This window comes from Lysinibacillus sp. FSL L8-0312 (assembly GCF_038003285.1).
In the GTDB taxonomy this organism is placed as follows: domain Bacteria; phylum Bacillota; class Bacilli; order Bacillales_A; family Planococcaceae; genus Lysinibacillus; species Lysinibacillus fusiformis_D.
Genome location: NZ_JBBOOV010000001.1, coordinates 2,133,853 through 2,153,264, shown reverse-complemented (window position 1 = coordinate 2,153,264; position 19,412 = coordinate 2,133,853). Strand labels below are relative to the sequence as shown.

19 protein-coding genes, 20 tRNA genes and 1 rRNA gene are annotated in these 19,412 nt (G+C 40.0%); 32 read left to right on the top strand and 8 right to left on the bottom strand.

Annotated elements, in window-relative coordinates; genetic code table 11:
• The first annotated feature begins 46 nt into the window (after window positions 1–46).
• From MHI22_RS10825 to MHI22_RS10715, 23 genes are all read left to right on the top strand, one after another.
• Window positions 47–1,117 (top strand): cysteine desulfurase family protein, encoded by a 1,071-nt coding sequence (locus MHI22_RS10825; RefSeq protein WP_082673677.1) that lies wholly within the window; start codon window positions 47–49, stop codon window positions 1,115–1,117.
• A gap of 319 nt (window positions 1,118–1,436) precedes the next feature.
• A 5S ribosomal RNA gene (gene rrf, locus MHI22_RS10820) occupies window positions 1,437–1,552 on the top strand.
• A 10-nt stretch (window positions 1,553–1,562) separates the two neighbouring features.
• Window positions 1,563–1,638, top strand: a tRNA-Val gene (locus MHI22_RS10815).
• A 3-nt stretch (window positions 1,639–1,641) separates the two neighbouring features.
• Window positions 1,642–1,717: transfer RNA gene (locus MHI22_RS10810), tRNA-Thr, on the top strand.
• A gap of 8 nt (window positions 1,718–1,725) precedes the next feature.
• Window positions 1,726–1,801, top strand: a tRNA-Lys gene (locus MHI22_RS10805).
• Between the two features lie 17 nt (window positions 1,802–1,818).
• Window positions 1,819–1,903, top strand: a tRNA-Leu gene (locus MHI22_RS10800).
• Between the two features lie 35 nt (window positions 1,904–1,938).
• Window positions 1,939–2,013, top strand: a tRNA-Gly gene (locus MHI22_RS10795).
• Between the two features lie 5 nt (window positions 2,014–2,018).
• Window positions 2,019–2,107: transfer RNA gene (locus tag MHI22_RS10790), tRNA-Leu, on the top strand.
• Between the two features lie 8 nt (window positions 2,108–2,115).
• Window positions 2,116–2,192: transfer RNA gene (locus tag MHI22_RS10785), tRNA-Arg, on the top strand.
• A 7-nt stretch (window positions 2,193–2,199) separates the two neighbouring features.
• Window positions 2,200–2,276, top strand: a tRNA-Pro gene (locus tag MHI22_RS10780).
• 16 nt (window positions 2,277–2,292) lie between these two features.
• A tRNA-Ala gene (locus MHI22_RS10775) sits at window positions 2,293–2,368 on the top strand.
• Window positions 2,369–2,395: 27 nt separating this feature from the next.
• Window positions 2,396–2,469: transfer RNA gene (locus tag MHI22_RS10770), tRNA-Met, on the top strand.
• Window positions 2,470–2,476: 7 nt separating this feature from the next.
• Window positions 2,477–2,553: transfer RNA gene (locus MHI22_RS10765), tRNA-Ile, on the top strand.
• Window positions 2,554–2,568: 15 nt separating this feature from the next.
• Window positions 2,569–2,661 (top strand) — tRNA-Ser (locus MHI22_RS10760).
• Window positions 2,662–2,714: 53 nt separating this feature from the next.
• Window positions 2,715–2,789 (top strand) — tRNA-Met (locus MHI22_RS10755).
• A gap of 3 nt (window positions 2,790–2,792) precedes the next feature.
• A tRNA-Asp gene (locus MHI22_RS10750) sits at window positions 2,793–2,868 on the top strand.
• Between the two features lie 57 nt (window positions 2,869–2,925).
• Window positions 2,926–3,001: transfer RNA gene (locus MHI22_RS10745), tRNA-Phe, on the top strand.
• A gap of 5 nt (window positions 3,002–3,006) precedes the next feature.
• Window positions 3,007–3,080 (top strand) — tRNA-Gly (locus tag MHI22_RS10740).
• 1 nt (window position 3,081) lies between these two features.
• Window positions 3,082–3,155 (top strand) — tRNA-Ile (locus MHI22_RS10735).
• 7 nt (window positions 3,156–3,162) lie between these two features.
• Window positions 3,163–3,239, top strand: a tRNA-Asn gene (locus tag MHI22_RS10730).
• Between the two features lie 9 nt (window positions 3,240–3,248).
• Window positions 3,249–3,339, top strand: a tRNA-Ser gene (locus MHI22_RS10725).
• A 2-nt stretch (window positions 3,340–3,341) separates the two neighbouring features.
• Window positions 3,342–3,413, top strand: a tRNA-Glu gene (locus MHI22_RS10720).
• A 260-nt stretch (window positions 3,414–3,673) separates the two neighbouring features.
• Window positions 3,674–4,876: a diaminopropionate ammonia-lyase gene (locus MHI22_RS10715; protein WP_340811938.1), complete on the top strand. Its 1,203-nt coding sequence runs from the start codon at window positions 3,674–3,676 to the stop codon at window positions 4,874–4,876.
• Between the two features lie 127 nt (window positions 4,877–5,003).
• Here MHI22_RS10715 and MHI22_RS23430 read toward each other — a convergent pair whose 3' ends face one another.
• From MHI22_RS23430 to MHI22_RS10705, 3 genes are read right to left on the bottom strand one after another with little or no spacing between them, the layout of a single operon-like run.
• Complete coding sequence (locus MHI22_RS23430; RefSeq protein ID WP_340809375.1) at window positions 5,004–5,129, bottom strand: hypothetical protein; 126 nt, start codon at window positions 5,127–5,129, stop codon at window positions 5,004–5,006.
• The gene (locus MHI22_RS10710) at window positions 5,113–5,295 is read right to left on the bottom strand and encodes a hypothetical protein (protein WP_340811936.1); all 183 of its coding nucleotides are present in this window, start codon (window positions 5,293–5,295) and stop codon (window positions 5,113–5,115) included. Before MHI22_RS10710 ends, MHI22_RS23430 begins: the two co-directional genes overlap by 17 nt.
• Window positions 5,296–5,316: 21 nt before the next feature.
• A complete protein-coding gene (locus MHI22_RS10705; RefSeq protein WP_230593846.1) occupies window positions 5,317–5,466 on the bottom strand; it encodes a hypothetical protein in 150 nt (49 codons plus the stop codon).
• A gap of 254 nt (window positions 5,467–5,720) precedes the next feature.
• On the opposite strand from MHI22_RS10705, the gene MHI22_RS10700 reads away from it, so the two are divergent.
• The 3 genes from MHI22_RS10700 to MHI22_RS10690 all read left to right on the top strand — a co-directional run bounded on the left by MHI22_RS10700 (window position 5,721) and on the right by MHI22_RS10690 (window position 7,981).
• On the top strand, window positions 5,721–6,482 hold the full coding sequence (locus MHI22_RS10700; RefSeq protein WP_036123132.1) for a MerR family transcriptional regulator: 762 nt from the start codon (window positions 5,721–5,723) through the stop codon (window positions 6,480–6,482).
• 75 nt (window positions 6,483–6,557) lie between these two features.
• Window positions 6,558–7,007 carry a TraR/DksA C4-type zinc finger protein gene (locus tag MHI22_RS10695; protein ID WP_089934527.1) on the top strand — a complete coding sequence of 150 codons (450 nt, stop codon included), beginning with the start codon at window positions 6,558–6,560 and terminating at the stop codon, window positions 7,005–7,007.
• A 47-nt stretch (window positions 7,008–7,054) separates the two neighbouring features.
• Complete coding sequence (locus tag MHI22_RS10690; protein WP_089934526.1) at window positions 7,055–7,981, top strand: dipeptidase; 927 nt, start codon at window positions 7,055–7,057, stop codon at window positions 7,979–7,981.
• Between the two features lie 13 nt (window positions 7,982–7,994).
• On the opposite strand, the gene MHI22_RS10685 is transcribed toward MHI22_RS10690, so the two are convergent.
• The gene (locus tag MHI22_RS10685; RefSeq protein ID WP_036123142.1) at window positions 7,995–8,915 is read right to left on the bottom strand and encodes a 1,4-dihydroxy-2-naphthoate polyprenyltransferase; all 921 of its coding nucleotides are present in this window, start codon (window positions 8,913–8,915) and stop codon (window positions 7,995–7,997) included.
• A 247-nt stretch (window positions 8,916–9,162) separates the two neighbouring features.
• On the opposite strand from MHI22_RS10685, the gene MHI22_RS10680 reads away from it, so the two are divergent.
• The 6 genes from MHI22_RS10680 to MHI22_RS10655 all read left to right on the top strand — a co-directional run bounded on the left by MHI22_RS10680 (window position 9,163) and on the right by MHI22_RS10655 (window position 17,626).
• On the top strand, window positions 9,163–10,548 hold the full coding sequence (locus MHI22_RS10680) for an isochorismate synthase (protein ID WP_340811933.1): 1,386 nt from the start codon (window positions 9,163–9,165) through the stop codon (window positions 10,546–10,548).
• Window positions 10,541–12,256, top strand: coding sequence for a 2-succinyl-5-enolpyruvyl-6-hydroxy-3-cyclohexene-1-carboxylic-acid synthase (gene menD / locus MHI22_RS10675; protein ID WP_271910756.1), 1,716 nt, complete (start codon window positions 10,541–10,543; stop codon window positions 12,254–12,256). Before MHI22_RS10680 ends, menD begins: the two co-directional genes overlap by 8 nt.
• The gene (gene menH / locus MHI22_RS10670) at window positions 12,253–13,062 is read left to right on the top strand and encodes a 2-succinyl-6-hydroxy-2,4-cyclohexadiene-1-carboxylate synthase (protein WP_089934524.1); all 810 of its coding nucleotides are present in this window, start codon (window positions 12,253–12,255) and stop codon (window positions 13,060–13,062) included. Before menD ends, menH begins: the two co-directional genes overlap by 4 nt.
• A 63-nt stretch (window positions 13,063–13,125) precedes the next feature.
• Complete coding sequence (menB, locus tag MHI22_RS10665) at window positions 13,126–13,944, top strand: 1,4-dihydroxy-2-naphthoyl-CoA synthase (RefSeq protein WP_036123154.1); 819 nt, start codon at window positions 13,126–13,128, stop codon at window positions 13,942–13,944.
• A 902-nt stretch (window positions 13,945–14,846) separates the two neighbouring features.
• Window positions 14,847–16,271, top strand: a complete 1,425-nt coding sequence (locus MHI22_RS10660; protein ID WP_340811931.1) for an o-succinylbenzoate--CoA ligase — start codon at window positions 14,847–14,849, stop codon at window positions 16,269–16,271.
• Between the two features lie 131 nt (window positions 16,272–16,402).
• Window positions 16,403–17,626 (top strand): transglutaminase domain-containing protein, encoded by a 1,224-nt coding sequence (locus MHI22_RS10655; protein WP_340811930.1) that lies wholly within the window; start codon window positions 16,403–16,405, stop codon window positions 17,624–17,626.
• Here the strand turns inward: MHI22_RS10655 and MHI22_RS10650 are convergent.
• The 4 genes from MHI22_RS10650 to ytzI form a co-directional block, all read right to left on the bottom strand.
• Entirely contained in the window at window positions 17,623–18,684 is a 1,062-nt protein-coding gene (locus tag MHI22_RS10650) for a metal ABC transporter solute-binding protein, Zn/Mn family (RefSeq protein ID WP_089934515.1), read from the bottom strand. The two genes, MHI22_RS10655 and MHI22_RS10650, sit on opposite strands and share 4 nt — an antisense overlap.
• Window positions 18,685–18,793: 109 nt before the next feature.
• Window positions 18,794–19,027: a membrane protein insertion efficiency factor YidD gene (gene yidD, locus MHI22_RS10645; protein ID WP_036123166.1), complete on the bottom strand. Its 234-nt coding sequence runs from the start codon at window positions 19,025–19,027 to the stop codon at window positions 18,794–18,796.
• The gene (locus tag MHI22_RS10640) at window positions 19,024–19,185 is read right to left on the bottom strand and encodes a hypothetical protein (RefSeq protein WP_180957787.1); all 162 of its coding nucleotides are present in this window, start codon (window positions 19,183–19,185) and stop codon (window positions 19,024–19,026) included. The genes yidD and MHI22_RS10640 overlap by 4 nt, the downstream gene beginning before the upstream one ends.
• Before the next feature lie 30 nt (window positions 19,186–19,215).
• Window positions 19,216–19,362, bottom strand: a complete 147-nt coding sequence (gene ytzI / locus MHI22_RS10635) for a YtzI protein (RefSeq protein WP_094029263.1) — start codon at window positions 19,360–19,362, stop codon at window positions 19,216–19,218.
• Window positions 19,363–19,412: the final 50 nt, after the last annotated feature.

Here is a 19,412-nt window from a genome sequence, read left to right as displayed (position 1 = left end):
GAAAACAAGACTTGATGAACTAGAGAGGGAGAAGACAATGATTTATATGGATTATGCTGCGACATCACCGATGACGAAGGAGGCTCTTGCAGCTTATGTAGAGGTAGCACAGCGGTATTATGGAAATAGTGCAAGTCTTCATGATTTAGGAGGACAAGCCTATTATTTTGTCCAGCAATCAAGAGAGGTTGTAGCCAATGCTTTAGGCGTAAATAGTGACGGTATTATTTTTACAGGGAGCGGGACAGAAGGAAATATCCTGGCTATCTTGTCATTAGCGCTGGCCTCTAAAAAAGGAAAACACATTATTTCATCTCAAGCTGAGCATACGTCTGTGCATGCAGCGTTGAATACGCTTGAGAAAATGGGTTTTATAGTGACAAAATTGCCTTTACAGATGGATGGATGGATTGACCTTGAACAATTACAGCAAGCAATCCGCAAAGATACGGCTTTGATTACAATTCAACATGTCAATTCTGAAATTGGTGCTATTCAGCCTGTAGAGAAAATAATAGAGATGGCTAAAAAATCTGATGTTTTCAGCCATATTGACTGTGTACAATCATTTGGGAAGCTTGCTATACCAAGTGGAGTAGATGCCATCACAATCTCAGCTCATAAAATAGGTGGACCAAAGGGGTGTGGTGCTGTCTATCTGAATCCTGCGCTCCGAGTACCTGCCTTAACACCGGGTGTGACTCATGAGAGGGGTTTAAGAGGCGGCACATTAGATACACCAGCAATTGTAGCCTTTGCGGCAGCAATTGAAAACTATCAATATGAAAGACAACATTATGAGACTTTAAGAAGATTTTTGAAAAACAATTTGCCTGAAACATGCCAATTAATAGAATGTAACCAACAATTGCCTACTATTTGTGGCGTAATGATGGATAAAATAGAGGGACAATATGTTCTTTTAAAGTTAAATGAGGCAGGAATCTGTATTTCGACGGGTAGTGCATGTGATATTCATAGTGAATCTGGAACGAAAGCCATTTTATCAATGGGTTACTCTTTGGAAGCAGCACGCCAATTTTTTAGACTATCTTTTGGAGCTTCCACTACATTTGAAGAAATTCTAAGATTGAAACAAGAGCTTTTAACTATTTAATGAAACAACAAGTGAAGGGTTTTCTATACCCTTTCCTTGTTTAGAAATAGATTATAAGCTAAGAAAATAGGTGAAATAAAATAATTGTTTTCTTTTGAAACAACAATTGTTATAATATTTTGCAGGGCAATATTTTCTCTTACTTAGCAAAAATAACTTCAAAAAGTAATAATTTCTTTTTTTTATAAAAAAGTATTGCACAATGTGAGAAAACGTTATACAATAATTCTTGTCTTGAAGGACAGGTAAACAACTTCAAAACAAGATACATAAAGAAACTTCTGCTAAGAACGCAGAAGCCAGCACATCCATGTGCAAGTCTAGTGATGATGGCAAAGAGGTCACACCCGTTCCCATACCGAACACGGAAGTTAAGCTCTTTAGCGCCGATGGTAGTTGGGGGCTTCCCCCTGTGAGAGTAGGACGTCGCTAGGCATAATACCCAGGAGGATTAGCTCAGCTGGGAGAGCATCTGCCTTACAAGCAGAGGGTCGGCGGTTCGAGCCCGTCATCCTCCACCATATGCCGGTTTAGCTCAGCAGGTAGAGCAACTGACTTGTAATCAGTAGGTCGTGGGTTCGATTCCTATAGCCGGCACCATTTTTTTAGAGCCATTAGCTCAGTTGGTAGAGCATCTGACTTTTAATCAGAGGGTCGAAGGTTCGAGTCCTTCATGGCTCACCATTTTTAAATAATAATAAGCGGGTGTGGCGGAATTGGCAGACGCACTAGACTTAGGATCTAGCGCCGCAAGGCGTGGGGGTTCGACTCCCTTCACCCGCACCATTATTTCATTGCCAGATAAAAAAACTTATGCACATGCGGAAGTAGTTCAGTGGTAGAACACCACCTTGCCAAGGTGGGGGTCGCGAGTTCGAACCTCGTCTTCCGCTCCAAATGTGCCGGGGTGGCGGAACTGGCAGACGCACAGGACTTAAAATCCTGCGGTAGGTGACTACCGTACCGGTTCGATTCCGGTCCTCGGCACCATTTTTAATGCGCCCGTAGCTCAATTGGATAGAGCGTCTGACTACGGATCAGAAGGTTATGGGTTCGACTCCTGTCGGGCGCGCCAAAAAGAACGGGAAGTAGCTCAGCTTGGTAGAGCACTTGGTTTGGGACCAAGGGGTCGCAGGTTCGAATCCTGTCTTCCCGACCATTTCCAAAGAAATTATGGGGCCTTAGCTCAGCTGGGAGAGCGCCTGCCTTGCACGCAGGAGGTCAGCGGTTCGATCCCGCTAGGCTCCACCATAATAAATTAACCAGTATAAAGATCCTGGCGGCGTAGCTCAGCTGGCTAGAGCGTACGGTTCATACCCGTAAGGTCGGGGGTTCGATCCCCTCTGCCGCCATCTTAAAGGACCTTTAGCTCAGTTGGTTAGAGCAGACGGCTCATAACCGTCCGGTCGCAGGTTCGAGTCCTGCAAGGTCCACCATTTATATATTGCAACGGAGGTATACCCAAGTCTGGCTGAAGGGATCGGTCTTGAAAACCGACAGGCGGGTAACACCGCGCGGGGGTTCGAATCCCTCTACCTCCTCCAGTTTTAAATCTTTATAAATGGTGCTTTAAAAACTCGAAACCGTATAAAATTATCGCGGGGTGGAGCAGTGGTAGCTCGTCGGGCTCATAACCCGAAGGTCGTTGGTTCAAATCCGGCCCCCGCAACCAAATGGTCCCGTGGTGTAGCGGTTAACATGCCTGCCTGTCACGCAGGAGATCGCCGGTTCGATCCCGGTCGGGACCGCCATTATTTTCATAAGAAGATATGAAAAGCAAAAGAAAATAAGCTTAGCATGGACGAAATGGGTCAGTAGCTCAGTTGGTAGAGCATTAGATTGAAGCTCTAAGTGTCGGCGGTTCGATTCCGTCCTGACCCACCATTTATGCGGGTGTAGTTTAATGGTAAAACCTCAGCCTTCCAAGCTGATGTCGTGGGTTCGATTCCCATCACCCGCTCCAAGGGCCTATAGCTCAGCTGGTTAGAGCGCACGCCTGATAAGCGTGAGGTCGATGGTTCGAGTCCATTTAGGCCCATCATTATTCCGAAGTAGCTCAGTTGGTAGTAGCACCTGACTGTTAATCAGGTTGTCGCAGGTTCGAGTCCTGCCTTCGGAGCCATTTTTATGTGGGGAAGTACTCAAGAGGCTGAAGAGGCGCCCCTGCTAAGGGTGTAGGTCGGGTAACCGGCGCGAGGGTTCAAATCCCTCCTTCTCCGCCATTGGCCCGTTGGTCAAGTGGTTAAGACACCGCCCTTTCACGGCGGTAACACGGGTTCGAATCCCGTACGGGTCATACTAAGTGCAGTAGATGAATTACATCTACTGCACTTTTTAATTGATTTGATAACATAGTTACTATAAAAATGAAGCCTTCACAGAACATCGAATCTGTGAAGGCTTGTTAATTATATAGGAAGTTAAGAAATTTTTCTCCCTTTTCCGTAGGGGATCATAAACGCATAACAAGGAACTTAGACAAATGTAAGTTCTGTATTGTATAATTTTGTATTTTGAAGCTAGATGGACTAAGCTAATGATAAAGGAGGGATAGGAATGAATGAAAAATTAAAGTGGGTGCACAATCAGCTGGATAAAGCAAATGACGGAACAGCTTTACTGCCATATTTTACATTGGAACAAGTAAAGAAAGTGGGGCAATTTCTACGTACATATGAGCAATTTGAAAAGACACCTCTCCATCATCTTGATTCACTTGCTTCATGGATGGGTGTAGAAAAAATTTTGGTAAAAGACGAATCCTATCGATTTGGCTTAAACGCATTTAAAGTATTAGGCGGAGTTTATGCAATTGCGCAGTATGTTGCCAATAGACTCCAGAAAAATATAGAGGAACTATCGTTTGAACAATTAAAATCATCAGAAGTAAAAGCGCAGGTAGGAAATTTAACCTTTATTTCAACAACAGATGGTAACCATGGTCGTGGTGTGGCATGGGCGGCTCGTGAACTAGGGTATCAAGCGCGAATATATATGCCAGCTGGCAGTGCCGATGAACGTTTACAGCATATTAAAAAAGAAGGAGCCTATGCTGAAATAACGACAATGAATTATGATGAAACCGTGCGTTATTCCTCGCAGCTAGCACAAGAAAATGGCTGGGTCCTGATTCAGGATACGATGTGGGATGGCTACGAAGAAATACCATTATGGATTATGCAAGGCTACACAACACTTGTACATGAAATCGTTGAACAGATGCAGCAAGCTCCGACACATGTATTTTTACAAGCTGGTGTTGGGTCATTTGCAGGGGCAGTAGTAGCTTTTTTACAACAATATTATGAGCAGGATATTACATTTGTGTTAGTTGAGCCACATGTTGCTAATTGTTATTATGAGAGCTTTAAGGCAGGTACTGAGCAATATGTAACTGTTGGTGGAGAGATGAAAACCATAATGGCGGGCCTTGCTTGCGGTGAACCTAATCCACAGGCTTGGCGACTCTTAAAAGCCCATATAAAAATAAGCATCTCCTGTGAAGAAGAAATAGCAGCAACAGGAATGCGCGTTCTTGCAAATCCATTGGCTTCAGACTCACGTATTATAGCAGGAGAATCAGGAGCGGCTCCGTTTGGTTGCTTTTATGAATTAATGACTAATGAACACTACAAAGATTTAATACTCGACCTACAGCTAGACGAACATGCGAGGGTGTTGTTTATTAATACAGAGGGTGACACAGATAAAAAGAATTATCATCACATAGTGTGGCATGGGAAATATGCGAATCAATGAACAGTAAGATAGCTGGATCATTTTTAAACTACCAAAACAATGCAGAAGAAACGAACTATTGCGAAATAAGAGTATCTCGCGATAGTTTATTTTTTCCTTGCTTATTTTACGATTGTAAAAGACCTTATTAGTGAATAGTAATATGGGCAATTTTAAAAGCACCATAATCATCTATTGTAACAGTATAGGTCTTATAGCAATCATAGAATTGATAATTTTCTTGTGCATCATAAAAATCACACGTTTCGTTCATATCCACATAGTATTGACCATTTGAAAATTGTACATCTAATACCCCATTGTTTTAAATAGAAGTAATATGTAATTTCATTACTATATTTCTCTAATTTTTGATAAGCTGAACTGCCAAGTGCAAGCATATCAGCAATCCAATAAAAATCACCCTCATTGAGTGCCATCTCATAATACAAACGGAATGCTTACACGAATTGACCAGCTAGTATAGCGTCTGCTTCGTTAGTGGATTCTGTTTCAATAATAGATAGTTGACTGTTTTCATAAACATTCGCAACAGCACGAACTTCATTTGCTGAAAGTGGCTTAGCAATCCATCCAAATTGGTCAAGCATACTGTAAAGAGGGATGGAGAAGGCAAAGTTAGTACTTGTTTTGTATGACTCTCATGGTGACAATTTGGACACTTCATCCTATCACGTTCCTGTGAAATATTTATTATTCATATCGGTGTATAAAAACTCAGATTATAGATTTTTATGGAATTATATATTCTGAAAGGATGATTATAGTTCGATTAATATTTTTTATTTTGTCTTGACCTTAACGTTGCGTCAAAGTTTACAGTAGCATTAGAGGAGGTGAGCACATGGAATATTCCATTCAGGAGCTTGCTCAATTGTCGGGTGTTAGCACGAGAACATTGCGTTATTATGATGAAATTGGGTTGTTGAAGCCAGCCAGAACAAATGAGGCAGGGTATCGATTCTATGGCCAATTGGAGGTCGATATGCTACAGCAGATTTTATTTTATCGTGCATTAGATATGAAACTTGCGACGATTCAAGCGATTATTAAGGCGCCAAATTTTCAACATGCAGAGGCGCTAAAAACACATAGAGCAGCTTTGCTTCAACGCCAGGAACAACTTGTAACAATCTTACAGACGGTAGAAAAAACAATACAATCCATTGAGGGGGAACAACCGATGTCCAATGAAGAAAAATTTAAAGGTTTTAAAGAAAGGTTAATCGAAGATAATGAAAAGCAATACGGACAAGAAATTCGTGCGAAATATGGAGAAGGCACAGTGGATGCTTCGAATGCTAAGCTTATGAATATGACAGAGCAACAATATCAGGCGATGCAAGAGCTAGAACAGCAAATGTTTGAGCGGTTAGCAGAGGCTATGGAGCTCGGGAATCCTACAAGTGACATTGCGATGGAAGTGGCAGAATTGCATAAACGCTGGCTAAGCTTTACATGGAATGAATATTCTCAAGAGGCCCATGCAGGACTTGCACAAATGTATATAGCTGACGAACGATTTACGGCTTATTATGATGAGCGAGGTGCAATGGGAACTGCACAATTTTTACACGATGCAATCATAGCTTACACGAGTAAATAAATAGGTCTTCCTTATGCTGACATGTTTTAGAAATCGTAAATTAGGAAAAAATGAAGGCGTGAGGAGGAGATTTTTTTGGATCAACAAATAATGCAACAATTAAAAAGACAACTAGAGCAAGAATTGCAAGAAATTGAACGACGATTAGAGGAATCAGAGCGTCCCCAAGCGACAGAGCTATCTAATTATGATAATCATCCTGCTGATAATGCGAGTGATTTAACGGATCAGCTAACAGAAATGGCTATGGATGAGCATCTTGGCGACAATGCGGAGGAAATTAAAAAAGCTCTTCAAGCAATGGCAGACGGAACATATGGTAAATGTGTGGTCTGTGGTGAAGACATTCCATTAGGACGTTTAGAGGCTATGCCGCAAGCTCTGACATGCGTGGAGCATGCAGAACAGAAAGAAGAAAATTTACGACCGGTGGAAGAAGATGTACTATCTTCAACACCAAGATCTGATGATTTTATTGAACTTGAGGAATTTGGCTCTTCCGATACACCGCAAGATAAAATTTAGTAAGTTTTTCCTCGTGAAAGCAGTATAATAGCTGTAGAGGTGAGGATATGAAGATTATTGATTTACATTGTGATGCGCTTTTAAAATTAACAACTCTTGAAACGGCAAATTTTGCAGAGGATGAGCGTCTTCATACCAATCAAAAAAGACTGCAATTAGGGCAAATAGAGGCTCAAGTATTCGCCATCTTTATTGACCCAGAAATCCCACAAAATCTGCAATTTCTTGAGGTCATGCGCCAAATTGAAGCATTTCATACCCATGTTTTACAAACAGAGGGCATGGTGCATATAACAGATTGGGCGCAGTTAGACCGAATAGCTCCACATGAGATAGGAGCTATTTTAAGCTTAGAGGGCTGCAATGCCATTGGTGATGATTTAGCAAAACTGACAGCCGTACTAGATGCTGGTGTAAAATTAGTAGGCTTAACATGGAATGAAGAAAATGCTGTTGCACATGGAGCTGAACAGGATGCAAGTTTAGGATTGAAGCCGTTTGGTCAAGAAGTTATACAATTACTAAATGAGCGAGATATTATTATTGATGTCTCTCATCTGAATGAACAAAGCTTTTGGGACGTGTTGCCTTTAGCGAAGCATATTCTTGCAAGTCATAGTAATGCACGTACACTATGTGACCACCCACGTAATTTAACGGATGCTCAAGCAAAGGCGCTTGTAGAACATGGGGGACATATCCATGTAGTTTACTTCCCACCCTTCATTGGTAAAGATGCAACACTAGAACATTTAGTGGATCATGTGGAGCATTTAGCAAAATTAGTAGGTGTCGAGCACATAGGATTAGGTTCAGATTTCGATGGGATTGATAGGACTGTCAAAGGCTTAGCGCATGCAGGAGAAGCACAAAATTTAGTAGAGGCACTACGCTCACGTTTTTCAGCCGAAGAAGTGCATGGTATCGCAAGTCAAAATTTCAGACGTTATATAAAAAAAGCAGCAACCCGTTAAGGCTGCCGCATTTTTAATAAAAGAAATAATAAATTAATAAACCGATTCCTAATAGGAAGCCGAAGAATGTATTCGTTTGTGCTGTATATTTCATCGCAGGCATTACTTCTTTAGCTTCTTTTTTGTCTCGGAAAATTTGAATAGCACGTAATGGTTTTGGAATACTTAGGAAAATAATTAATGCCCAAAAAGTAATGCCATCAACTGCTACAAGGGCGATTACCCATAAATACGAGACGATAAAAAAGCCAGATAACACAGAAATCGCATTATCGCGTCCTACTAAAATAGCCAATGTTTTTCGTCCACCTTCTGTATCGCCAACAATATCACGGATATTGTTCGATAACATAATAGCACCGACTAAAATCATGCTTGGCACAGACAGCAATACAGCATCGAGTGTCACTGTAAGCGTTTGAATATAGAAGGCGATTAACACAATGCCCATGCCCATTACTGCCCCAGAAACAATTTCTCCAAATGGGGAATAGGCGATTGGATAAGGTCCACCTGTATATAAGAAACCAATAAGCATACAAACAAGCCCTACAGCTGCTAACCACCAAGATGTTGAGGCACATATGTAAATGCCAAGAAGCATAGCAATGGCATAGAAGCTTAACGCAATCAACATAATTGTTTTCGGCTGTACACCATGACGGACAATCGTTCCGCCAATTCCCACAGAATGCTCGTTATCTAATCCTAATTTGTAATCATAATATTCATTGAACATATTCGTTGCTGCTTGAATAAGCATACTTGCAATGAGCATAGCAAAAAATAGTCCAAAATCAATTGTTTCTTTTTCAATTGCTAGAGCAATTGCTGTCCCAAGAAATACGGGAACAAATGAAGCGGTTAAAGTATGTGGACGTGTTAAATGCCACCAAACTTTCAAACCCCTATCAGCTTCAATGACTTTGGTCATAAGGTCTTTCTCTCCTTCAAATGTTGTCGACTCTTCTTATTTTAAACGAAGAATGAGAAAATGGGTAGGTTCACAGCTTATTACATACTGTTTAATGAAAAAAAATGATACAATAGAACATGCATTTATGAACTGAAAATAAATAAGAATGATTAGCAACAGTACGAATAACAGTGTTGCCAACCAAAAAAATGATGTATTTTAATCATCATTGATTATGAACATTGCAGCAACGGAGGTAATTTTCATGCAACAGAAGTGGTACCAATCCACAGAGGTAGAAGTGGACTCTTTGGGCCAAAGCCTTCATTTTTATATGGAAACAATTGAAGTAAGTCGCTTATCTGCACTGGCGTTCTATGCAGCAGGCGAAGAGTGTTATAAAGGTGAACGATTTTATTGGCAAAATAGAGAAAAAACAATGACATTAGTTGGGCTAGGACATGCTCATACTATTCAAAACAATGCTCAACATGAACGTTTCGATGCTGTGGAAGCAGAATGGAAAAACTTAACGAAAAACTGTCCAAAAGGACAAAGTGAGTTACAGCCTATTTTGTTTGGTGGTTTTACATTTGATCCGCAAAATAATGTTGATGGAGAATGGACGGATTTTCCTGAGGCTTATTTTGCATTAGCAACATTTCAACTTGTGATTCGTGATGATAAAGCATACGTGAGTATTCATCTGTTGACACAAAATCATCAGGCTGAAGATCAGCTAGAAGTATTGAGAAAAGAGCGAGATCATTTAATTCATGCAGCCCAGGTTAAAGAAGTGAAAACGTATACAAAACCTGATATCACAAATTATTTCGAACCCTATAAGGAACCTTATTTAGCCTCGATTGACCAAGTGACAGCATTAATCAAACAGAAAAAAGCGGATAAAGTAGTTATTGCACGCTCACTTGCATTGCAATTTAAAGAGGATGTATCTGCACCACAAGTACTCTCTCAAATTATTCATGAGCAGCCAGAAAGCTATTTATTCGGTTTAGAGCATAAAGATTTATTGTTTTTTGGTGCATCACCTGAACGCCTTGTAAAAGTAGAAAAGGGTCGTGCGTTTTCTTCTTGCATTGCTGGCTCGATTAAACGAGGCAAGACGGCAGAGGAAGATGAGACTTATGGACAAAGTTTATTAAATGATCCGAAAAATAGTGGTGAACATCAATATGTTGTCGATATGATTGTGGATACTTTCCGTAAAAATTGCGTGGACATGACAGTGCCAGATAGACCACGCCTATTAAAAATTCGTGATATTCAACATCTATATACACCTGTAGAAGGTCAATTAAATCAGAATGCTACAATTTTACAATTGACAAAATCATTACATCCTACACCAGCTTTAGGTGGTGTACCACGCAAAGAAGCATTGGCAGCCATTCGTAAGTATGAGCCGATGAATCGTGGTCTATATGCCGCGCCAATTGGATGGCTAGACGCTGAAGGGAATGGTGAATTTGCAGTTGCGATACGTTCAGCTGCGTTACTAAGTGATAAAGCTTATTTATATGCAGGTGGAGGGATCGTAGCAGATTCAGAACCACAATCTGAATATGAAGAAACATTAGTGAAATTCCGTCCAATGCTTCGTGCGCTAGGGGGACGATTACATGAGTGAACGAAAAAGATTAACAGATTATGTTTATAAAATGGTTGCATCGTTAGTACAAGCCGGTGTAGAAAATGTTGTCGTCAGTCCAGGCTCACGTTCCACTCCTCTTGCCTATGCAGTTGCTTCAACGAAAGAAGTAAACATGTATCGTCAAGTAGATGAACGCTCAGCTGCATTTTTTGCGTTAGGCCTGGCTAAGGCTACTGCAAAGCCTGTTGTCCTCTTATGTACATCTGGTACAGCAGCAGCAAACTATTTTCCTGCAATTGTAGAGGCAAGCTATGCACGAGTTCCATTGATTGTCTTAACGGCAGATCGCCCTCATGAATTACGTGAGGTAGGTGCACCACAGGCTATCAATCAGCTTAATTTATATGGTTCACATGTGAAATGGAGTGTAGATTTTCCGTTAGCAGATGGGGCTGATCCGACATTACCTTTGATTGAGCGTCACCTTGCTCGTGCGGTAGCGATTGCCACAAGTGCACCATTTGGACCAGTACATATTAATGTACCTTTCCGCGAACCATTATTAATTGATTTACAGCATGAACTGCCAACAGTAACATTCAAACATAGCAGCATGGGACAACTAACCCCAACGTTGGCTAATCAGCAGGAGCTTTCCTCTATACTACAATTGACTAAAAGAGGCTTTATTATAATTGGGGAATTAGCGCTTGGCACGGACTTATCCATCGTTTGGGAATTTGTCCGTCAGCTCAAGTGGCCAGTCCTTGTTGAAAGCTTATCGAATATGCGTGCATCTGTACCAGAGGATTGTTTACCATATATCGTAACAACCTATGATGCCATTATGAAAAGCGAGGATTTTAAAGCACTTGTTCAACCAGATACAGTATTACGTATTGGGGCCCAACCTGTCTCAAAATTTATTATGCAATTCATCACAAAATCACAGCCAAACGCTTATGTGATTATTGATGAAGATCCTATGTTTAGAGATGCTACGGGCGTATCTACGCATTTTATTCATGCTACTATCGGTCAGTGGCTGACACAATTAGCTATCAATGATACAGCCCTTGAAGAAACATACTTAGCCAAATGGCAAAATGCGAATGAGCTGGCATCCATTTCTATTGAGCAGTATTCAGAAGTAGAGAAAGATGAAGGCGCTATAGTTAGCCGTTTACTTAAAATGATTCCTGACGGTAGTGATATCTTCGTTAGTAGCAGTATGCCAGTGCGTGATATCGATACATTTTTATTGGCCACACCGAAAGATTTGCGTATTTTTGCCAATCGAGGCACGAATGGAATCGATGGCGTAGTATCAACCGCGATGGGCTTCAGTCAAGGAAATAAACGAGCAACCTATTTGCTGATTGGGGATTTAGCCTTTTTACATGATGTAAATGGATTGATTGCCTCCAGATATCAGAAGTGTAACTTAACCATTCTTGTCATGAATAATGATGGTGGCGGTATTTTTTCTTATTTACCACAGTCAACTGTCGAAGATCATTATGAAGATTTATTTGGCACACCGACTGCACTTGAATTCCGTGACATTGCCCATATGTATGAGATGGACTATGTGCGTGTGGAAACAATCTCCGAGCTTTCAGAGAAATTTTCAACAAAGCAACATCATCCTTTACGTTTGGTTGAAATATTTACCGATAGAACCGAAAATGTTAATGCTCATCGAGCGCTATGGAATCGAATTAATGCGGAGCTAAAAGCATGACAAAATGCATGATTCGAGGACTTGAAACACATATTGAAATATGGAATGACAATAGTGAACATACACTTGTTGCGTTACATGGATTTACAGGCAGCACGGCTACATGGCACGATCTAGCGCAAGCTCTACCTAATGTTCGTGTTATTGCCATTGATTTAATTGGTCATGGTCAAACAGCTATTCCAGAGGATATACAGCGTTTCTCCATGGAGGAACAATTACAAGATTTAGAAGAATTATTTTGCCAGCTTCATCTAGAGAAATTTACGTTGTTAGGTTACTCAATGGGAGGAAGAATTGCCTTATCGTATGCTATTGCACACCCAGGCCATATTCAACAGCTTATCTTAGAAAGTGCTTCTCCAGGTTTACGAACAGCAGAAGAACGAAAGGAACGCTGTGAGCGAGATGAAGTACTGGCACAAAAAATAATGGCAAATGGGTTACAATCATTTGTCCATGCTTGGGAGAACATACCTCTTTTTGCAACACAGCATCGTCTTCCTAGAAGCGTACGAGAAACCATTCGAGCAGAAAGACTTTCTCAGAAAGAAGAGGGACTGGCTGGAAGCCTGAGAGGTATTGGAACAGGTGTTCAGCCTTCAAATTGGGAGAGCCTAGCGCAAGTGGAAATACCTGTACTACTCATTACTGGTTCATTGGATGAGAAATTTTGTAAAATTGCACTAGAAATGAAAGCGCTATTAAATACTGTTAGCCATCTTACAGTAAATGACGCTGGACATGCAATTCATGTGGAAAATCCCGCTGAATTTGCTACAATAGTAGAGGAGTATTTAACGTAATATACTGTTACGTTAGCGCCTCGCTAGTAACGAGACGAATTTATTGATATAGGAGGCAATTCAATGACACGTCAATGGACTACATTACATACTTATGAAGACATTAAGTATGAATTCTATAACGGTATCGCAAAAATTACGATTAACCGTCCAGAAGTGCGCAATGCATTCCGCCCGAAAACGGTAATGGAAATGATTGACGCATTCTCACGTGCACGCGATGACAAAAATATCGGTGTGATTATTTTAACTGGTGAAGGTGAACATGCTTTCTGCTCAGGCGGAGATCAAAAAGTTCGCGGTCATGGTGGCTACGTAGGCGATGATGAAATCCCACGTCTAAACGTTCTTGATTTACAACGTTTAATTCGTGTAATTCCAAAACCTGTAGTGGCAATGGTTGCAGGCTATGCAATTGGTGGAGGACATGTTTTACATGTTGTCTGTGACTTAACAATTGCTGCTGACAATGCCCGTTTTGGACAAACTGGACCAAAAGTAGGTTCATTTGATGCTGGTTACGGCTCAGGCTATCTTGCTCGTATTATTGGACATAAAAAGGCACGTGAAATTTGGTACCTTTGCCGTCAATACGATGCACAACAAGCACTTGATATGGGCTTAGTCAATACAGTTGTTCCTTATGAGCAATTAGAAGATGAAACCGTTCAATGGTGTGAAGAAATGCTACAAATGTCACCAACTGCACTACGCTTCTTAAAAGCAGCGATGAATGCAGATACTGACGGCTTAGCAGGTCTTCAACAAATGGCTGGTGACGCTACACTTCTTTATTACACTACAGATGAAGCAAAAGAAGGTCGCGACGCATTCAAAGAAAAACGTCAACCAGACTTTGGTCAATTCCCAAGATTCCCTTGATGATGAAAGGGTGTAAAGCTCGTATCTTTTTGGAGATACGAGCTTTTTGTATGCATGCAGGAGGAGTGTGGTGGATAGAACGCTCAAATTGGATGATAAAATGCCAAAAGTGTTGGATAAAGCTCAAAATGTGAGGGATAGAGTAGTACTTTGAAAAAGAGAGATGGATAGAACAACGCTCAAAATTGGTGGATAAAATGCACAAAGTGTTGGATAGAACTCAAAATGTGAGGGATAGAGTAGTACTTTGAAAAAGAGAGGTGGATAGAACGCTCAAAATGGTGGATAAAATGCACAAAGTGTTGGATAGAACTCAAAATGTGAGGGATAGAGTAGTACTTTGAAAAAGAGAGGTGGATAGAACGCTCAAAATGGTGGATAAAATGCACAAAGTGTTGGATAGAACTCAAAATGTGGGGGATAGAGTAGTACTTTGAAAAAGAGATGGATAGAACGCTCAAATTGGAGGATAAAATACAAAAAGAGGTTGATAAAACATCAAAAGTGTTGGATAGAACTCAAGGTGTGAGGGATAGAGTAGTACTTTGAAAAAGAGAGAAGGATAGAGCGCTCAAAATTGGATGATAAAATGCAAAAAGAGGTTGATAAAACATCAAAAGTGTTGGATAGAACTCAAGGTGTGGGGGATAGAGCAGTACTTTGAAAAAGAGAGAAGGATAGAGCGCTCAAATTGGAGGATAAAATGCAAAAAGAGGTTGATAAAACATCAAAAGTGGTGGATAGAATTCAAGATGTGAGGGATAGAGTAGTACTTTGAAAAAGAGAGAAGGATAGAGCGATTAGCGGAACAGATAGACATACAAAAGGGCGAGAAAGACCATCGACTAATAGACAAAGTTGATGGGAAAGCGTTAAGATGTAGGGTGATTGGAGTGACAAAGATGTATCCAAATTGGATTTTACAACGAGCCTATTTAACACCATTACGGAAGGCATTGGCTTATAAAAAACAAAGCTGGACTTTTCAGGAACTACAGGATTTATCTATAAAACGTGCCCGACAATTAGTGGCACTCGGTATTCAACGGGGAGACCGAATTGCGATTATGGGACCAAGTAAGCCTGAACTAGTTATTGTGATGTATGCTTGTATGCATTTACAATGTGAGATGGTGATGCTTAATCGTAGACTATCACAGGATGAACTGGCTTATCAGCTAGAGGATTCAGGAGCGGTGTGCGTGTTGATTGCAGATGAGGATATAGAAAAGTTGCCACCTGAAACAGGTCATCATTTATTTTCAACGATTGAAGAGGGGGTTGAGCGCACCGTAGATATTGAAAAGGAGTGGCCTTTACATCAAACTACAACGATCATGTATACATCGGGTACTACTGGCTTTCCAAAGGGAGTTCGCCAAACGGTTGGGAATCATCAGACGAGTGCGACTGCCTCTGTTTTAAACATTGGACTACAGGCTCATGATGTTTGGTTATGTGCTGTACCATTATTCCATATTAGTGGATTTTCAATATTAGTACGTTCACTGCTGTATGGCAATCAGGTTGTTTTATACGATCAATTTGATGTAGAGGCTATCTCACAACATATTATAGCTGGGGAAGTAACTCATATGTCTGTTGTAGCAGTGACATTGGAACGGATTCTACATACGTTAGAGCAGCATAATGCGAAAGCTTCGCCGCACTTTAAGTTGATGTTAGCTGGAGGTGGGCCAGTGCCCGTTGATTATTTAGTGAGAGCACATGCGTTAAACTTAGCTGTCGCGCAAACCTATGGCATGACAGAAACTTCCTCACAAACAGCTACATTGGCAAGTGAAGATGCCATGCGAAAAATTGGTTCTGCTGGCAAGCCTTTATTTTTTAATCAAATAAAGATTGCGCAGCCCAATGCGAAAGGTGAGGGAGAAATTTGTATTCGAGGGCCTCATGTTACTCCTGGCTATATTGGACGTTTTGCACAAAAAGATGCAACGATGGATGGCTGGTTGCATACGGGTGATATTGGTTATATGGATAAGGAAGGTTATTTATTCGTCATTGATCGTAGAGCAGATTTAATTATTTCAGGGGGAGAAAATATTTATCCTGCAGAAATAGAAAATGTGTTACTCACACATCCTGCTGTCAAAGAAGCGGGGGTATGTGGTGTGGCAGATGAGCAATGGGGACAGGTTCCGATTGCCTTTATCGTGTTACATGAGCAGGCATCTGTTGAGCAGCTCCAAGCCTTTTGTTTACAGAAACTTGCTAAATATAAAGTACCTAAAGAAATTATTATTACAGACAGTCTTCCGCGAAATGGTGCGGATAAATTGCTGAGACGAAAATTATTACAATAAAAAATTTGTGAAAGAAGTCTTCTTAAAATGAAGGCTTCTTTTTTATTCGCACTTTTAGCATGAAATTAATCATTCATTAACATAATAAAAAATGAGAGGCATAAACTAGTTAGTAAAGGAGAATGACTCATATGAGGAAATATATATATAATGTTGTCATTATAGTATTTGTTCTACAAATGAGTCATGTGCAAGTATTTGCAAACGATGAAAAAGATAATGTAGCAACTGCTCATTCAATTGAAACACTACAATCTCTCATTAATAAAGAAGTTACGCAGCTATCTTCGGAATTTTCCATTCGCTATACTGGTGACATAACTGAAATAAAAGATGGACTAACAGACATTACAAAAACTGCGATTCAAAACTCTTATATTTATACTAATATTTCTAGCTTTAAATGGAAGTACGATGGTTATAACAATAATATTGTCATTGCATTTGCCTTTACCTATCATATTTCCCCAGCAGAGGAAGCATTTGTAGGGCAAACTTTGGCGAATATTATTGCACCCATGCATGGATTAAGTGACATAGAAAAACTGCAGGCTGCACATGATTTTATTGTTTTAACTGCTGAATACTCCAAAGAAACAGAAGGAAGTCAATATTCCCCTTACACGTTACTAACAGAAAATAAGGGAGTTTGTCAGGCATATGCTTTAGTGCTTTATCGAATGTTAGAAATGTTGGGCTTTGAGGTACAATATGTGCCAGGAAAAGTGGGTGAACAGCTCCATGCCTGGGTATTAGTAAAGTTGGATCGTGATTGGTATCATATTGATGTCACTTGGGATGATCCATTGCCGGATCGTAAGGGAGAAGTACGCTATCAATATTTTTTAGTGTCGGATCGTCAATTAGCACAGGATCATACTTGGGACTACGCAAGTTTTCCTGCTGCAACAAGCGAGAAGTATACGGAGATGCTAGAAGAAACGAAAATACAGAGTGTAACAATGCCTTTACAAGCTAGCTTTACTGAAAATAAAGGAATCTCTATTATTGGAGAAAATAAGCTTTCAGTACAACAATTAGTGGAACAGCCGACAAAGCTTATTGCACAAAAAACAAATGATCCAAACACTTTAGTTCAGTTTGACTTTACTGAATGGACACCAATGTTAGTGGGAAGTATGTCCGTTTTTATTGCGATTCAGCCAAAAGTGATGCAGGATAAGGAACTAAAAACAACAAAATGCCGACCATCTTTTTATCGAACGGGGAAACGCATGCCACAAGAAAAATACGTCATAATAAAGGAGGTGTCCCATTCGTCGGGGCACCTCCTTACTCATAATATGTTGGTTTACACTGGCTTAATCTCTACTTATTGGCTCTTACTTGATTAATGTGCGTTTAACGCTTTTTCTAGTGTTTGAATATTTTTTTGCATCAAGGTGAAGTAGGTTTCTTTATTTTTTTCATCGTCAGCTGTTAATACACTTAAATTATGCAGGACAAGAGATTCTGCGCCAACTTCTTTTTGAATAACCTCTGCTAATTTAGAAGAAACATTTTGTTCAAATAAAATATAGTGAATATGCAATTCATTTGCTTTATCAACGATTTTTGTTAATTCTTTTTGAGATGGCTCATTTTGTGAATTTAAGCCGGCAATTGGCACTTGTGTAAAACCATATTGACCTGCAATATAGCCAAAGGCAGCATGTGATACAAAGAATGTTTTATTTGGTGCTTTGTCAGCCATTGCTTTGAAGTCATTATCCAAATCCTGCAGTTCTTTTACTAGTGCTTCATAATTCTCATTAAAAGTCGATTCTTGAGCAGGCATTTTTTCAACTAGTGTATTTTTAATAGCAAGTGCTAAATCCTGACTAATTGTAGGAGATAACCAAACATGTGGGTCGATATCGCCATGTTCATGCTCATCATGTCCGTGCTCATCAGCTTCATGATCGTGCTCTCCCTCTGTGGCAGCGTGATCGTGCTCATGATCGTGCTCTTCCTCTGTGGCAGCGTGATTATGCTCGTCATGCTCATCTTCTGCATGAACATGACCTGTGCTGATAGCTAATTTTTCATCTGAAACTGTGTCAGCAGTTGCCACCATCGTGACATCTTCGTTTGCTAAAGTCTTTTTAGCGTTTTCGACAAAGCCTTCCAGTCCTAAGCCAATATAGAAGAAGATATTTGCATCTGCTAATTTCATCATATCTTTTTGAGTGGGTTCAAATGTATGCTCGTTCGCACCAGCTGGGTAAATAGAAGATACTTCAACAAAATCGCCACCAATGCGCTGTGCAAAATAGCTTAACGGATAAACCGTTGTATAGATGCTTAACGTATCCTTGTCATCAGACTTTTGGGAAGTGGAAGATTTGTCTCCACAAGCAGCAGTGAATAAGGCAAGGACTGCGACTAACAATAATAAATACAATTTTTTCATATAATCAGATACCTCTCTTAAATAGTAATCATTACGATTTATTTTTTAGAACAGTTATTATAATAACGCACAACTTAAAAAAGTACAAGAAAAAAATGCCCTCCGAAAGTTAATTCTTTTTCGAAGGCCATTTTTCAGGCACAGGATCAAAGCCACCAGGATGAAACGGATGACACTTCGATATACGTGTAATGGTTAAGATGGAGCCTTTCAATGCTCCATGCTTTTGAAAAGCTTCCAGCCCGTAAGAAGAACAAGTAGGATGGAAACGGCAAGTTGGTGGCGTCATAGGTGAAATGAATTTTCTATAAAACTGAATGAGCCAAATAAAGGGGTATTTCATCGTTGTTCTTCCTCTTGCTGAGACGTCATTTGTTCAGGCTTCGGATCAATAGTTTGTGTAAAGATATGATTTTTTTTCTTCAAAATAATAATGACAGAAAGACCAAACATTAGCATCATCATGGCAATCATAATGATAATTGGTAAAGGTACACCCATTGCTTTCACTCCAAATTCAATAAATTATGATTAGTTATCCTCTTGATGATAGCTTTGCTGTGGTTTTTCATCAATAGTATGTTTAAAGGCATAGGCACGGTTGACACTGATAATCGTCGCAATAGTGATAAAGATAACAATGATAACTGCGACTATTAAGAGCGTAGTTAAACTCATAGTATTCACTCCGTTCTTTGTTCATCATACCTATTATAAATTATGTGGTT

Bases quoted from the DNA above. Each gene is read 5' to 3' on its own strand.
- MHI22_RS10710 (WP_340811936.1), bottom strand. From the start codon at position 5,295: ATGGCACTCAATGAGGGTGATTTTTATTGGATTGCTGATATGCTTGCA.
- MHI22_RS10650 (WP_089934515.1), bottom strand. From the start codon at position 18,684: ATGAAAAAATTGTATTTATTATTGTTAGTCGCAGTCCTTGCCTTATTC.
- menD (WP_271910756.1), top strand. From the start codon at position 10,541: ATGAGTGAACGAAAAAGATTAACAGATTATGTTTATAAAATGGTTGCA.
- MHI22_RS10655 (WP_340811930.1), top strand. From the start codon at position 16,403: ATGAGGAAATATATATATAATGTTGTCATTATAGTATTTGTTCTACAA.
- MHI22_RS10715 (WP_340811938.1), top strand. From the start codon at position 3,674: ATGAATGAAAAATTAAAGTGGGTGCACAATCAGCTGGATAAAGCAAAT.
- menH (WP_089934524.1), top strand. From the start codon at position 12,253: ATGACAAAATGCATGATTCGAGGACTTGAAACACATATTGAAATATGG.
- MHI22_RS10825 (WP_082673677.1), top strand. From the start codon at position 47: ATGGATTATGCTGCGACATCACCGATGACGAAGGAGGCTCTTGCAGCT.
- yidD (WP_036123166.1), bottom strand. From the start codon at position 19,027: ATGAAATACCCCTTTATTTGGCTCATTCAGTTTTATAGAAAATTCATT.
- ytzI (WP_094029263.1), bottom strand. From the start codon at position 19,362: ATGAGTTTAACTACGCTCTTAATAGTCGCAGTTATCATTGTTATCTTT.
- menB (WP_036123154.1), top strand. From the start codon at position 13,126: ATGACACGTCAATGGACTACATTACATACTTATGAAGACATTAAGTAT.
- MHI22_RS10685 (WP_036123142.1), bottom strand. From the start codon at position 8,915: ATGACCAAAGTCATTGAAGCTGATAGGGGTTTGAAAGTTTGGTGGCAT.
- MHI22_RS23430 (WP_340809375.1), bottom strand. From the start codon at position 5,129: ATGAACGAAACGTGTGATTTTTATGATGCACAAGAAAATTATCAATTC.
- MHI22_RS10705 (WP_230593846.1), bottom strand. From the start codon at position 5,466: ATGCTTGACCAATTTGGATGGATTGCTAAGCCACTTTCAGCAAATGAA.
- MHI22_RS10660 (WP_340811931.1), top strand. From the start codon at position 14,847: ATGTATCCAAATTGGATTTTACAACGAGCCTATTTAACACCATTACGG.
- MHI22_RS10690 (WP_089934526.1), top strand. From the start codon at position 7,055: ATGAAGATTATTGATTTACATTGTGATGCGCTTTTAAAATTAACAACT.
- MHI22_RS10640 (WP_180957787.1), bottom strand. From the start codon at position 19,185: ATGGGTGTACCTTTACCAATTATCATTATGATTGCCATGATGATGCTA.
- MHI22_RS10700 (WP_036123132.1), top strand. From the start codon at position 5,721: ATGGAATATTCCATTCAGGAGCTTGCTCAATTGTCGGGTGTTAGCACG.
- MHI22_RS10680 (WP_340811933.1), top strand. From the start codon at position 9,163: ATGCAACAGAAGTGGTACCAATCCACAGAGGTAGAAGTGGACTCTTTG.